Source organism: Thalassospira sp. Z349TD_5 (assembly GCF_056173045.1).
In genome coordinates, this window is record NZ_CM149654.1 from 3413661 (window position 1) to 3427108 (window position 13448).

Annotated in this window: 13 protein-coding genes; 1 reads left to right on the forward strand and 12 read right to left on the reverse strand. The window is 54.0% G+C overall.

Features of this window, described 5'->3' with window-relative positions; all coding sequences use genetic code 11:
- Positions 1-8 precede the first annotated feature (8 nt).
- From AC0VXT_RS15780 to AC0VXT_RS15825, 10 genes are all read right to left on the reverse strand, one after another.
- Entirely contained in the window at positions 9-1211 is a 1203-nt protein-coding gene (locus tag AC0VXT_RS15780) for a UxaA family hydrolase (protein ID WP_475546172.1), read from the reverse strand.
- Entirely contained in the window at positions 1208-1522 is a 315-nt protein-coding gene (locus tag AC0VXT_RS15785) for a UxaA family hydrolase (RefSeq protein ID WP_475546173.1), read from the reverse strand. Before AC0VXT_RS15785 ends, AC0VXT_RS15780 begins: the two co-directional genes overlap by 4 nt.
- Positions 1519-1965, reverse strand: coding sequence for a MaoC family dehydratase (locus tag AC0VXT_RS15790; protein WP_277276267.1), 447 nt, complete (start codon positions 1963-1965; stop codon positions 1519-1521). The genes AC0VXT_RS15785 and AC0VXT_RS15790 overlap by 4 nt, the downstream gene beginning before the upstream one ends.
- Positions 1958-3013 (reverse strand): Gfo/Idh/MocA family protein, encoded by a 1056-nt coding sequence (locus tag AC0VXT_RS15795; RefSeq protein ID WP_475546174.1) that lies wholly within the window; start codon positions 3011-3013, stop codon positions 1958-1960. Before AC0VXT_RS15795 ends, AC0VXT_RS15790 begins: the two co-directional genes overlap by 8 nt.
- A complete protein-coding gene (locus tag AC0VXT_RS15800; protein ID WP_101299519.1) occupies positions 3006-3335 on the reverse strand; it encodes an L-rhamnose mutarotase in 330 nt (109 codons plus the stop codon). Before AC0VXT_RS15800 ends, AC0VXT_RS15795 begins: the two co-directional genes overlap by 8 nt.
- Positions 3332-4450, reverse strand: a complete 1119-nt coding sequence (locus AC0VXT_RS15805; protein WP_412775493.1) for a mandelate racemase/muconate lactonizing enzyme family protein — start codon at positions 4448-4450, stop codon at positions 3332-3334. Before AC0VXT_RS15805 ends, AC0VXT_RS15800 begins: the two co-directional genes overlap by 4 nt.
- A 9-nt stretch (positions 4451-4459) precedes the next feature.
- Positions 4460-5545, reverse strand: coding sequence for an ABC transporter ATP-binding protein (locus AC0VXT_RS15810; RefSeq protein ID WP_475546175.1), 1086 nt, complete (start codon positions 5543-5545; stop codon positions 4460-4462).
- Positions 5546-5549: 4 nt separating this feature from the next.
- On the reverse strand, positions 5550-6416 hold the full coding sequence (locus AC0VXT_RS15815; RefSeq protein WP_022734285.1) for a carbohydrate ABC transporter permease: 867 nt from the start codon (positions 6414-6416) through the stop codon (positions 5550-5552).
- 3 nt (positions 6417-6419) lie between these two features.
- Positions 6420-7316 carry a carbohydrate ABC transporter permease gene (locus AC0VXT_RS15820; protein WP_022734284.1) on the reverse strand — a complete coding sequence of 299 codons (897 nt, stop codon included), beginning with the start codon at positions 7314-7316 and terminating at the stop codon, positions 6420-6422.
- A 102-nt stretch (positions 7317-7418) separates the two neighbouring features.
- Positions 7419-8747: an ABC transporter substrate-binding protein gene (locus tag AC0VXT_RS15825; protein ID WP_475546176.1), complete on the reverse strand. Its 1329-nt coding sequence runs from the start codon at positions 8745-8747 to the stop codon at positions 7419-7421.
- Positions 8748-8984: 237 nt separating this feature from the next.
- On the opposite strand from AC0VXT_RS15825, the gene AC0VXT_RS15830 reads away from it, so the two are divergent.
- Positions 8985-9815 carry an amidohydrolase family protein gene (locus AC0VXT_RS15830; protein WP_475546177.1) on the forward strand — a complete coding sequence of 277 codons (831 nt, stop codon included), beginning with the start codon at positions 8985-8987 and terminating at the stop codon, positions 9813-9815.
- Positions 9816-9968: 153 nt separating this feature from the next.
- Here AC0VXT_RS15830 and AC0VXT_RS15835 read toward each other — a convergent pair whose 3' ends face one another.
- On the reverse strand, positions 9969-10151 hold the full coding sequence (locus tag AC0VXT_RS15835) for a hypothetical protein (protein WP_475546178.1): 183 nt from the start codon (positions 10149-10151) through the stop codon (positions 9969-9971).
- Positions 10138-13446 carry an error-prone DNA polymerase gene (locus AC0VXT_RS15840; protein ID WP_475546179.1) on the reverse strand — a complete coding sequence of 1103 codons (3309 nt, stop codon included), beginning with the start codon at positions 13444-13446 and terminating at the stop codon, positions 10138-10140. The genes AC0VXT_RS15835 and AC0VXT_RS15840 overlap by 14 nt, the downstream gene beginning before the upstream one ends.
- Between the last annotated feature and the right edge of the window lie 2 nt (positions 13447-13448).

A 13448-nucleotide genomic window follows, 5' to 3' on the forward strand; every position in this document is an offset into this window, starting at 1 on the left:
TTTCCTCCTCAAACGGTCGGCAGGCACGAAGGCCCGATTGGTTCAAACGTTTTGTATGTCAGAATGAATTCGCGATGGCCGAGGATCTCGGATTTGGTTTGGGCGCCTTTTGCGACCGAAATCACCAGATCGTGGATTTCCTGTCCGACTTCCTCGATCGAGCGCAGGCCTTCGATGATTGCACCTGCGTTCACATCCATGTCGTCTTCAAGCGCACGGTAAGTATCAGGATTGGCGCAAATTTTGATCACAGGTGAAATGGCCGAACCGACAACCGACCCGCGCCCCGTGACGAAAAGCGTCATATGCGCACCACTTGCGATCATCTCGACGATTTCAGCATTATCGGAAATATTCGGGAAGCCAAACCGCACTTCACCATCGGGCACTACATCCATCAGGTACAAGCCCCCCTTGGGCGGTACATCACCGGGCTTGATCAGCCCCATGATCTGGCTGTCACCGGATTTGACATAGGCGCCGAGGCTTTTTTCCTCGATCGTTGAAAGCCCGCCTGCGGCATTGCCTGCTGCAAACGATCCATATCCAAGAGTTGCGTAATACCGTTCAGCCTTTTCGACGGCTGCCCGCAGCTCTTTGCCCAACTCGGGCGTTGCCGCGCGTTCGACCATGATGTCTTCGCAACTGATCAACTCGCCGGTTTCTTCAAAGATGCAGGCCGCCCCTTCGCCGATCAAAAGATCAAAAGCCTTGCCCGCCGCCGGATTTCCCGAAATGCCAGACGTTCCGTCCGATCCACCGCAAATCGTTCCGATAATCAGCTCATCAACACCCATCGGAGCACGTTCAACCTGTGCCACCTTGGTCAAAGCCGAACGCACCCATTCTTTGCCGGTCGCTACCGTTTTTGCGGTGCCGCCGGATCGCTGGATCACCAATGTTTCGACCGGACGGTTGGACTCAGATACGGCCTTGGATGCGCGAACTTTGTCGAAACTTTCACAGCCAAGCGACACGAAAAGCACCCCGCCGACATTGGGATGGGTACACAGACGTTCCATCATGCGCGCGGCATATTCATTCGGGAAACAGCCGGGAAATCCGATCAGCTGCACGTCATTGTCATCAAAACCAGCAACAATTTTAGATGCAACGAAATGGGCACATTCAACAAGGTAACCCACGACAATCGTGTTTCGGATGCCTTTGCGCCCATCGGCACGAAGATAGCCCTGGAATTGTTGTTTCATGATGACACCTCTGCGCTTTGCCCGTTTGCATCCTGCAATGCATAGGTTGGTGTATAGGCCGAACGAATGTTGTGAACATGGACATGTGTCCCCGCCGCGATGGCGTGTGTCGCAATGCCGATGGGCATGCCGTATTTCAAGATACGTTCGCCCTCGGCAATGTCACGACAGGCAATCTTGTGGGCCAGCGGGATCGCCTGTGTCAGCGTGATCGCGCCGCTGGCAAGTTCCACGTTGGTCCCTCCTGGTGCCAGTTTTCGGGCGACAAGCACATTGTCGTTCGGATGTAAAAGAATGAAAGGTCCTGTCACGGTCGCATCTCCACCATATAGATATGATCAGCAACAAGGGCGGTTTCGTTCTTTTGGTTTGTCACCGTCAGGCGTTCGGTCACCCGGCCGTAACCGGGCCGCTTTTCCATGACTTCTTTATCCGTGATTTCAACCCGCGACTTGATCGTGTCGCCAATAAACACCGGTTTGACAAACCGCAGACGGTCATAGCCGTATGAAAATGCGACCGGATTGATAACTGTTGCGGTCAATCCAACCCCGATGGTGAACACCATGGTGCCATGGGCAATCCGCTGACCAAACGGCAACGTCTTGCAAAACTCGGCATCAAGGTGATGGGGAAAGAAATCACCTGAGTGCCCGGCATGAACCACAAAATCGGTTTCCGTGATAGTACGCCCCGTGGTGTCGCGGCCGTCCCCGATTGCATAGTCCTCAAAATATGTAACCTGCTCAAGCATTTGGGGCCTCCTTGATCGGATGCATCGGCTGGGCGGAGCTTTCATAGGCAGCTTCGACCAAGGCCATCGTATGCCATGCGTCCTCAGCCGAACCTTCAAGGTCCGCGTCAAGTCCACATGCAAACCGCTGAAGCTGTGCGAAACGGCCCTTGAATGCGGCGATGAACCAGTCACCGACCAGTTCGACCTGCCGCCATTCGCCGTCCGTATTGAGCCAAAGTTCGTCCGGCTCGCCCTTGGGATAGTCCAGATTGACCCCGAGCTTCATATAAGCAGCCCCTTTGGTACCGCAAATTCGAAACTCGCAGGCCTGAAATTTCCGGCCAAAAGCATGGTTGTGATTGATCGAAAGATTGCAGCGGATCTGATCACTGTAATCAAGCATCATGGCACTGCGCGTGTTCGACATACTTGATGACGGATGACCAAGTGTACGCGCATGAATGCCTTTGGGGTTGCCCAAAAGGTCGCGGACAAAATCAAGGTAATGGATCGAGTGCAAAAGAATTTCGACGCGCGGCAGATTGGCAAGAAATTCCCACAAATGCCAGGGCGTATCAAGCGCAAGCCAGGCATCAAAATCAACGATATCGCCAAGCAACCCTTGTGCGACCGCATCCTTAAGCGCCAGTGAGTTGGGCGCAAAGCGCAGCTGGAAATTAACCGCTGCCTTGATTTTCTTGCGCCGTAAAACAGAGATAATCCGGTCGGCTTCGGCCAAGTCCGATCCAAGCGGTTTTTGGATCAGGGCAATGGCGCCATCCGGCAATGCTTCAAGCACACCGACAATTGCCGCGGGCGGCACGGCAAGATCAAAGACAACCCCGGTTTGTCCTGCGGCCTCTTTGACCGTATTAAACGCCTGAGTGTCGGCACCAGATGCGACTTTTTGCGCCTTGGCGGTATCAGGATCAAATATCCCGGCAACCGGGATACCCAATTCACGATAAGCCGGAAGATGCGCATCGGTCACGATGGAACCCGCACCAAAAATCACGACGGGCATCGGTGCTTTGGGCATTTCAATTGTCTGGCGTAAATCAGTCATGATGAAAGACCTCCTCCATCTCGGCCCACCATTCGCCTTCATTGCGGCTTTCAAGGGGGCGCTGTAGCGGTTCACAGAAAGACCACCAACGCTGCGTTTCGGGATCGGCCGCCATTTTTGCCATGTCGGCATCGAAATCCGTGCCGACATATTCGAAATAGGCAAACAGCAGGTTTTCCGGTTCTTTCAGGAAAATTGAATAGTTGCGGATATTGCATGCGGAAATCTTGGCTAGCACGCCGGGCCATGCATCGGCATGGAGCCGCTTGTATTCCGCGATGGCATCCTCACCAATGCCAATCAGTTGTCCGTGGCGGGTCATTGCTGCCCCTCCTTTATTTCGAATGCGCTGCCCGCAAGAGTTAGGGCAGCAAGTTTGTCGTGATCCCAGTCGATGCCAAGCCCCGGAGCGTCAGGGGCAAGTGCCATCCCACCTTTACGCGCCATCGGGGCGGCGATGTCTTCAAGCTGTGGAATGTATTCAAGCCACGGTGCATTGGGCACGGCACAGACAAGACTGACATGCAGTTCCATCAAAAAGTGCGGACAGACCGACATGTTATGCGCCTCGGCCATGTGCGCGACCTTAAGCCATGGCGTAATACCACCCACACGGGCAACATCGACCTGTACGATCTCGCACGCATTGGCACTGATATAGTCGGCAAACTGCCCCAAACTATACAGGCTTTCGCCCACCGCAATCGGCACACGCGATTGCGCCTGTAAACGGGCATGCCCGGCAATATCATCAGACGGCAACGGTTCTTCGAACCATGCGATGTTAAGCTGCTCAAGCATCGGCACACGACGTTTTGCCTCGGCCGCGGTCATCGACTGATTGGCATCGGTCATGATCTCGTACTCATCGCCAAGCGCACTGCGCACCGCTTCGAGCCGGGCGGCATCACCGGAAACAGTTGGCGTTCCAATTTTGACCTTTGATCCGCGAAAGCCGTCTGCCTTTGCGGCCTTGGCATCTTCGACCAGTGCCTTGGGTGGCAGGTGAAGCCAACCGCCTTCGGTCGTATACATCGGCACCGTACTTTTGGCCCCACCCGCCAGAACATGAAGCGGAAGACCAGTTTTGTGACCGCGCATGTCCCAAAGGGCTGTATCAATCGCCGCAAGCGCAAGCGACATGATAGGCCCAACCGCCGTCGCATGTGAACAGAACAAAAGATCGCGCCAGACGGCTTCGATGTGGTCTGCATCCTGTCCCATCAGACGGGGCAGCAATGTTTTTTGCAACAAAGCCAGAACCGATGGTCCGCCATCCCCGATGGTGTAGCTGTATCCCATGCCCTGTGCGCCGTCCGCGTCATGGAGCACGACAAAGATCGTTTCTTGTGACTTGAACGACTGAATAGCATCGGTGCGCACGACCTTTGGTTCAAGATCGACCAAAAATGCGTTTGCGCGTGTAATTCGTGCCATGAGATGACCTCAGCGTTTCAGTGCCGCGCCGGTTTCGGCGTCAAACAGGTGACATTTGTCGAGCATGATCTGGAACGTCATACGCTCTCCAGTTTGGACCGGACGCGGGTTGAACATTTTGGCCTGTACTTCTTTGCCCGCAAGCACCGAGAAAAGAAGTGTTTCCGTGCCCAGTGGCTCGGTGAGGTTAACTTCCATCTCAACCTCCGCCATATGTTCACCGTGCGGAAGCGCGTGACCCACCGGCATGATGTTATCGGCCCGCACACCAAAGGTAACAGCCTGTCCTTCGGCCAGTGAATAGCCCGGCGGAATGGCAATAAGGGTACCATCGGGAAACCCGAGTTTCCCGTCTTTGACAACCGCATCCAAAAGGTTCATCGGCGGCGAACCGATGAATGTTGCAACAAAGGTATTTAACGGATTTTCAAACACCTCAAGCGGTGTTCCGACTTGCTCAATATGGCCGTCGCGCATGATGACAATACGGTCGGCAAGCGTCATCGCCTCGACCTGATCATGGGTGACGTAAATGATGGTTGATTTTAATTTCTGATGCAGTTTTTTGATCTCGACCCGCATCTGGGTGCGCAATTTTGCATCCAGGTTCGAAAGCGGTTCGTCAAACAGGAAGACTTCCGGGTGGCGGACAATGGCTCGCCCCATCGCCACACGTTGACGTTGCCCGCCAGAAAGTGCACCGGGCTTTCGATCCAAAAGCGGTGTCAGCGACAGGATTTCTGCCGCCTTGTCAACCGCATGGTCGATTACCGGCTGCGCCTGTTTGGCAACCTTAAGCGAAAAGCCAAGGTTTTCACGCACCGTCATATGCGGATAGAGCGCGTAGTTCTGAAACACCATCGAGATGTTGCGTTCGCGCGGCGGAAGGTCGTTAACAACCCGTCCGCCAATCTGCACCTCGCCGCCAGAAATCGCTTCAAGTCCAGCGACCATACGCAGTGTTGTCAACTTTCCACAGCCCGACGGGCCCACCAGAACGACAAATTCGCTGTCGGCGATTTCAAGGTTGATGGAATGAACGACTTCAAGAACGCCGTATTTCTTCACCACATTGCGAAGGGTGACATTCGCCATTTTCTTATCCTTTCACGCCGCCAAAGGTCAGGCCGGCTATGAGGTGTTTCTGCACGAGGAAAGTAAGGATCAGCGCGGGGATAATCATCAAAACCGCAAGCGCACACATCCCCCCCCAGTTAAGGGTAAATTCCGAAGTGAAATCTAAAAGTCCAACCGGCATCGTCTTTGACGTGGTCGAACGCGTTAGCTGGGACGCCAGCGCATATTCGTTCCATGACGTCAAAAAGGCGAAGATACCAGCAGAAGCAATGCCAGAGCGCGCGACGGGAAATTCAACCCGCCAGAAGGCTTGCCACCGGGTACAGCCATCGATCTCGGCGGCTTCGGCCAGCTCCGGGGGAACCTGCCTGAAAAAGCCGTCAATAAGCCAGATCGTAAAGGGCACATTCAGCGCGACATAGGCCATCACCATACCCAGATGTGTATCGATGATGCCAACCCGCGCAAAGATGATGAACAGCGGCAAGGATAGCGCCACACCGGGCACTGCACGCGTCACCATCAGGGCGACAAACACGCCGCCCTTGAACTTGAATTTATACCGGGCAAAGGCATAGCCCCCCGCCATCCCGATCAAGATCGCGATCACGGTGGAGGTCACCGAAATGATCAGCGAGTTGGTAAAATAGGTCAGGACAGGTACGCCCCCCTCGCCAATCCCGCCAAACATTGCGCGGTAATGGTCAAGGTTCAGCTCGTTGGGGATCCAGACAGGCGGCTTTGCCATGATCTCGACCGTTGGACGGAAAGAATTCAACACGATCCACAGCCCCGGCACACACAGGACCATCATCGCGGAAAACAAACCAAAGAAATGCAATCCCTTCAGGGAATGACGGCGGATGCGGTGGTTCATATTGGTCGCCATTTCTTACGCCCCCATCCCAAGTTCACGCCGGGACTGTGTCAGTTTCTTAAAGAAATACACGGTGAAGAAGATCGCGAGAAAGATCGAGATATAGCCCATCGCATTGGCATACCCCATGCGCGCATCGACGTAGCCCGTCCGGCCAATCAAGGTCCACAACAGCTCTGTCCGGCGCGCAGGCCCCCCATTTGTCATGATCTGAACGATGTCATAGGCGCGCGCCACATCAAGTGACCGGATCGCCATCGCGATGTATATGAACGGCATCAAAAACGGCAACGTCACATAGCGAAACGATTGCAAGGACGTACAGCCGTCAACCTTGGCAGCTTCGAGCGGATCACGTGGAATAGCATAAAGCCCGGCAAGAATGAGAATCCCAAACACCGATGTTGCCGTCCAGACTTCCGCAAAGATGATCGAAAACATCGCAAGGTTGCCATCGACCAACCATGGGATGGCCTGATCGGTAATGCCCAGCGACTGAAGTGCATTGTTTACAAGACCGACATTGTCGTTAAAGATGAACTTGAACTGGAAACCGACCAAGATCGGCGAGAACATCATCGGGAACATCATCATCGTGCGCAAAAGGCGTTGGCCGCTGGTGACTTTCGACACCATCAGCGCAAGACCAAGGCCCAGCAGCATCTCAAGATTAAGGGCCACGGCCAGCAACAGAACGGTTCGCCCAAAGGCTGCCCAGAACTTCACATCGGTCACGGCTTTTTCGTAGTTAAACAATCCGACCCAGTTGAAAATACTGTCTGGCCGGGTCAGCCGATAGGACGTGAAACTCGAATAGAGCGAGAAAACGAGCGGGATCAGCACGACGGCCGATAGAATGATGATGGCTGGTAATAAAAGAACCAACCACGGAGGGAGCTTCAAGCGCTTCATGAGGATGTCCCGTAGAGCGGCACGGATGGCCCGTGCATTTCAGGCGGATGGAAGATTGGACCGGACGACACAGACAAAACCATGCCGTCCGGTATTTCTGGCTTAGTAGACGCCTTCTTCCTGCATCAACTCGTCAACGAACTCTTGCGCATCGGCAAGCGCCTCATCAACGGTTTTGTCACCAAGAATGGCGGCCTGAAGTTCAGGATAGATGATGTTGGTGGTTTCAATCCAAAGCGGGGTTGGCGGCACCGCAAATGCGGTTGCAGCCGTTTCCTTGAACGCCGCCAGAACTTCGCTGCGATACGGATCGCCTTTTGCCTGTTCGGAAACGTAGTCCCAAACGGCTGTTCGTGACGGCAATGGACCAGCTGCACTTTCAAGTTTCTGACTGTCTTCGTTGGTCAAAAACTCAACAAGTGACGCCGCAGCTTCCTTGTTTTCGCAATCTTCGGTCACAGAGAAACCATGGAACCCGGACCAACCGGTGCGCACACCAGCCGAACCCTTGGGTGCCGGGGCAACACCAACATTACCGGCAACTTTCGATGCTGACGGATCGTTAAAGAACCCGGCCCAGCCCGGCCAATCAAGGTTTAATCCGATTGTCCCGGATGCGAACCCGTTTCCAAGGTCATCCCAAAGATAGTTGGTCGTACCAGCAGGAACCGCGCCAGCGTCATACAGATCAACGAACCACTGCAAGGCGCGTTTGCCTTCTTCGGAATTGAAAGCCGGCGAGAAGTCCTCGTTAAACAGCTTGCCGCCTTCGGCAACGACCATTTCGTAATAACGGCCAACGATGGCTTCGTCTTTACCTGCATACTGAGTGCCATAGAAGTTGGGCGGATCCGCAAAGAAGATCGCCTGATCTTTTACCTGCGCCCAGGTTTCGGGCACAGCAAGCGGATAGCCGTACTTGTCTTCGAATGCCGCGGCCTTCTCGGCATCTTCATAAAGGTCTTTTTGATAGTAAAGTGCCGAAACATCAAACTGCGCACGCGGCAGCATGACCAGCTTGCCGTCAAAAGTGGCGGCTTTGATGTTGGCCTGTACAAACTCGGCAACCGTATCCTTGCTCACCAAGTCGCTCAGGTCGGTATAAAGTGCCGAATACTGGGACGCAAAGGATGAGTGGTTCGATCCAACACACCAGTCGGTCGTGCCTGCTGCGATGTCGGACTTAAATTCCTTATCCAGTTCGAAGTGGTTCTTCTTGGATATGATGTTCACTTTTGCGCCGGTCGCGGCTTCCCATTCAGGAATGCGGGCATAAAGTGCTTCATATTGCTGTCCACCGATCAGTTTGGCTTCGATGGTCACCCCATCAAATTCAGCCGCCTGACTGATGCTACTGACGCTGACAACTGCGGTTACCGCTGCCGCTGTGGCAAGTATGGCGCTCGACGCGCCCTTTAAAAACGTTCTCACTATTTCCTCCCTAAATGGAACGGTCTTCTCCAACTGGCTTTGGCTTCCGCTGCCGTTATTTTGTTAATTTCATATTCGGAAGCATCTTTTATATTTAAACTTGACTTCGATAGTGAGTCAAGTTGAACTCACCAAAGAAATCGCTTAGCCCGTGAAAAAACACAGGATATCCTGCATATCCCACGTAAAATCCCCAACAAGGCCACGCAAAAAAGATCAGGACAAAGAGGAACCTTCATGTTTATCGACACCCATCTTCATCTGGTTTCCCGTCAACTCATTACATACCCTTGGTTGACGGATGTCCCCGCGCTCAACCGTGACTGGACCTATGATGAGTATGAAAGCACGGCCAAACGCATTGGCATTTCAGGTGTCTTGCACATGGAAGTTGATTGCGCGCCGGAATTTATCGAAACAGAAAACGCCTTTGTCGCCGACCTGATGACGCGACCGGGGAGTTTGATGCGCGGGGCCATTTCATCGGCCCGGCCAGAGGCAGAAGATTTTACCAGCTTCCTCGACCGCCTCAATCCGAAAGTGGTCAAAGGCATCCGCCGCGTATTACACGTCGTTCCCGATGAACTTTCACAAGACACCGGTTTTCGCGCGAACGTTGGACTGATCGGCAAAAAGGGCCTGCCCTTTGACATCTGTGTCAGCCAGCGACAGCTCGGCCTGGCCATTGATCTTGCCGACGCCTGCCCCAATACGATCTTTGTGCTTGACCATTGCGGTGTCCCTGACATTGCCGGGGATGGGTACAAAGATTGGGAAAAATCAATCACACGCCTTGCTGAACGCCCGCATGTAAATGCAAAGATTTCGGGCATTTCGGCCTATGCCGCCCCCGACTGGACGCGTGAGACGCTACGCCCCTATGTCGAACATATTATTGAAAGCTTTGGCTGGGATCGTGTGGTCTGGGGATCAGACAGCCCGGTTTGCACGCTGAATTCGTCGCTGGACCAATGGATGGCCGCAACGCAGGCCCTGATTGCAGGGGCATCAGAAACCGAACGCGCCGCGTTTGCCAGCGGCAATGCCAAGCGGATCTGGAATATTTAGTCTGGAAATAAACTGCGCCAATACTCAAGACTTAAGCCCTGCACAGATCACTGCCTGAAATTATGTCTCGCGCCCCGGCCCTGCACATATTGTCAATTGAGACGGAATCTGCCGGGCCAAACGAATGCCAAGTCTGTTTCATGCCATAAGCATCTAGAACGCTAGGCATGGCAAGAACAGGATCAAAAGAATAACACCGACAATCACACTTGGATTACCCAACCCTGACAGCAACGTACCCGATACCGCATGTGGTACTTGAAGGAAGGGAATGGTGAACGTCTCAAGAAGCTTCAACCTGACCGAGGTCAAGCCTCCACCATCAGTGGAAATCATGACTGTCGACTTTCAAGCTTGGCGTTTTTTGGGGTTTGGATACGCCTGACGAGCCTAAATTGTCCAATCCTGTCGCCCACCTCAGATTGCGTGGATGTGTGTTGTTGCTGCGCGCAATTTTTGTGTTTTCATTCATATTTTGCAGCATGCCGGTCAGATCGACCAATTTATCCGCAATGATATGGGTAACCCCATCTTCACGCTGGAGCTTGCCGGTCACGCCAAGGACGGTGGCGGTCATGATCTCGCGCCGGAACTTTTCCATGACCTTGCTCCAGACCACCAGATTGACAATGCCCGCCTCATCCTCCAGCGTGATAAAAACTACCCCGGATGCAGTCCCCGGGCGTTGGCGTACAATGGCAAGACCGGCATGGGTCACACGATCCCCGTCTTTCAAATTGGGCAGGTCGGATGCCTTGCATATGCCCGCCGCGGCCAAAGCATCACGCAGCATGGTCATCGGGTGCCCCTTCAACGACAGGCGCAGGCTGGCGTAATCCTCAACAATCTCTTCGCCTGGTCCCATGACAGGCAAATCGACCGCCGCTTCGGCCCCGAACTCGGCCGAAACACCCATATTGTGATTGAAGTTCTGGGCTGCTTCAAACAGGGGCAAGACTGGCGGCGCCTTGCGTCCCTTGCCAAAACGCCGCACCGCCCAAAGGGCCTCACGCCGGGACAGGCCAAGCGACCCGAACGCATCCGCCTCGGCCAACTTTTCAAGTGCTGCGGGCGAAAGCCCCGTTTGACGGGCCATCAGATACAGATCCTGATAACCGCTCAATGGTCGGTTATCCATCACGGCCAAGGCGTCAAGCGCACCAAATCCCCGGATTTGGCGAAATCCCAATCGCACAGAATGATAGCCGCCATGACGCCCCAATTCCCGTTCCAGCCGATTATCCCAGAAACTGTGATTGATATCGATCTCCAACACTCGCACACCGTGACTTTTGGCATCCGCCACAAGCTGTGCCGGGGCATAAAACCCCATCGGCTGAGCATTGAGAAGCGCGCAGAGGAAGACATCCGGGTGGTGGCATTTCAGCCAGGATGACGCATATGCCAGAATGGCAAAACTCGCCGCATGGCTTTCGGGAAACCCGTAATCGGCAAAACCTTCGATTTGTTTAAAGCAACGCTCGGCAAACTCTTGGTGATAGCCATTCCTGAGCATGCCATTGATAAATTTGTCGCGATGTTCGCCAATCGTACCAGTGCGTTTAAAGGTTGCCATTGCCCGTCTGAGATTGTCGGCCTCCCCCCCGGAATACCCCGCCGCGACAATTGCGATCTGCATCGCCTGTTCCTGAAATAGCGGCACGCCACAAGTGCGTTTGAGAACGGCTTCAAGCTCCCTTGACGGGTAATCAACCTTTTCGCGTTTCATCCGCCGTTGCAAAAACGGATGCACCATTCCGCCCTGAATCGGGCCGGGCCGAACAATGGCGACCTGGATCGTAAGGTCATACAGACTGCGCGGTCTCAGACGCGGCAACATGCTCATTTGCGCACGCGATTCCACCTGAAACGTCCCGATGCTGTCGGCCTTGGCCAGCATGTCATACACTTTGCCGTCTTCCTTGGGCAGGGTGGCAAGCGTGTAATCGATATTCTTATGGTCGCGCAACGCATCAAACGCCTTGCGTATGCAGGTCAACATGCCAAGGGCAAGCACATCGACCTTAAGAATCCCCAACGCATCAATGTCATCCTTATCCCATTCAATGGTGGTGCGATCCGCCATTGCGGCATTGGCAATCGGGGACAACTCACAAAGCGGTCCACGCGTAATCACAAACCCGCCTACATGTTGCGAGAGATGGCGGGGAAAGCCGGTCAACTCGTCAGCCAGACACAACACGGCTTTCAACCGGGGTTCATCGGGATGAATGCCTGACTGGCGCATCATGTCATCATGTGCCCCCTTACTGCCCGATCCCCAGATGGTTTTGGTCAGTTTGACAATCGTGTCTTCCGACAGGCCAAACACCTTGCCGACATCACGAATGGCACTGCGCGACCGATATGAAATTACGGTTGCCGTCAAACCGGCACGTTCCCGACCATAACGTTCATAGATATGCTGAATGACTTCTTCGCGGCGCTCATGTTCAAAATCAACGTCGATATCAGGCGGTTCATTGCGCGCATTACTGATAAAGCGTGAAAACAGCAATTCAACCTTGGCCGGATCAACCGATGTGACATGCAGGCAAAAACAAACCGATGAATTGGCCGCCGATCCACGGCCCTGACAAAGAATATTTCGCGACCGGGCAAAAGCGACAATGTCATGCACGGTCAGAAAATAGGGCGAAAAGCCAAGCTCATCGATCAGTTTCAGCTCGGTTTCGATCAAAACGCGCACCTTGCCGGGAATGCCATCAGGATAACGTTTCTGCGCCCCTTCCCAAGTCAGGCGAACAAGGCGCTCTTGGGTGCCTTCGCCTGATCCATCATTTTCATCGGGATATTCATATGTCAGCTCTGTAAGGCTAAAACGACATTGATCGGCAATTTCGACCGTCTGGGCCAACCAGTGGGGATGATCGGGAAACAGACGCACCATTTCGTCGGGCGATTTGATGTGGCGCTCACCATTGGGGAACAGGCGATATCCGGCATCCTCAATTGTACAATGATGACGAATACAGGTCAGGACATCCTGCAATGGCTTACGCGATCGCAGATGCATGTGCACATCATTGGTGACCACGGCAGGAATACCAAGATCGGTCTCAACGGCCTCGGTAAAGGCCAGCCTTTCACTATCAAATCCATCCATGAAACGTCCAACCGCCAGCCAGATCTTCCCGGCGAAATGGCCTTGAAGTCGCACCAACTCAAGACGAAAGGTGTCATCAGGCACCTGTGGCGGCACGACAATAAACAGCTGACCTTCGGCATGGTCGAGAATGTCAGAAAGATAAATTTCGCACGATCCCTTGGGGGCACGGCGCTTGCCAACGGTCAGCAACCGGCACAATCGGGCATAGGCGGCCCGATCCGTCGGATAACACAGCAAGGAGGGCGCATCGACAGGATCAATCCGGCAGCCAACCACATAGTTCAGCCGGTCCTTATAATGCGCATGGGCACTCTGGCCGCGCACAACACCGGCCAAACTATTGCGATCAGTAATCGCAATCGCATGCAGCCCCTTGGTTGCGGCACTCAAAACCAACTCTTCGGCATGTGAGGCCCCACGCAGAAAGGAAAAATTGCTGCTGACCTGAAGCTCGGCATAGCCGGTTTCATCCGGGATCGTTGGGGGGATGTCTTGCGTCATGG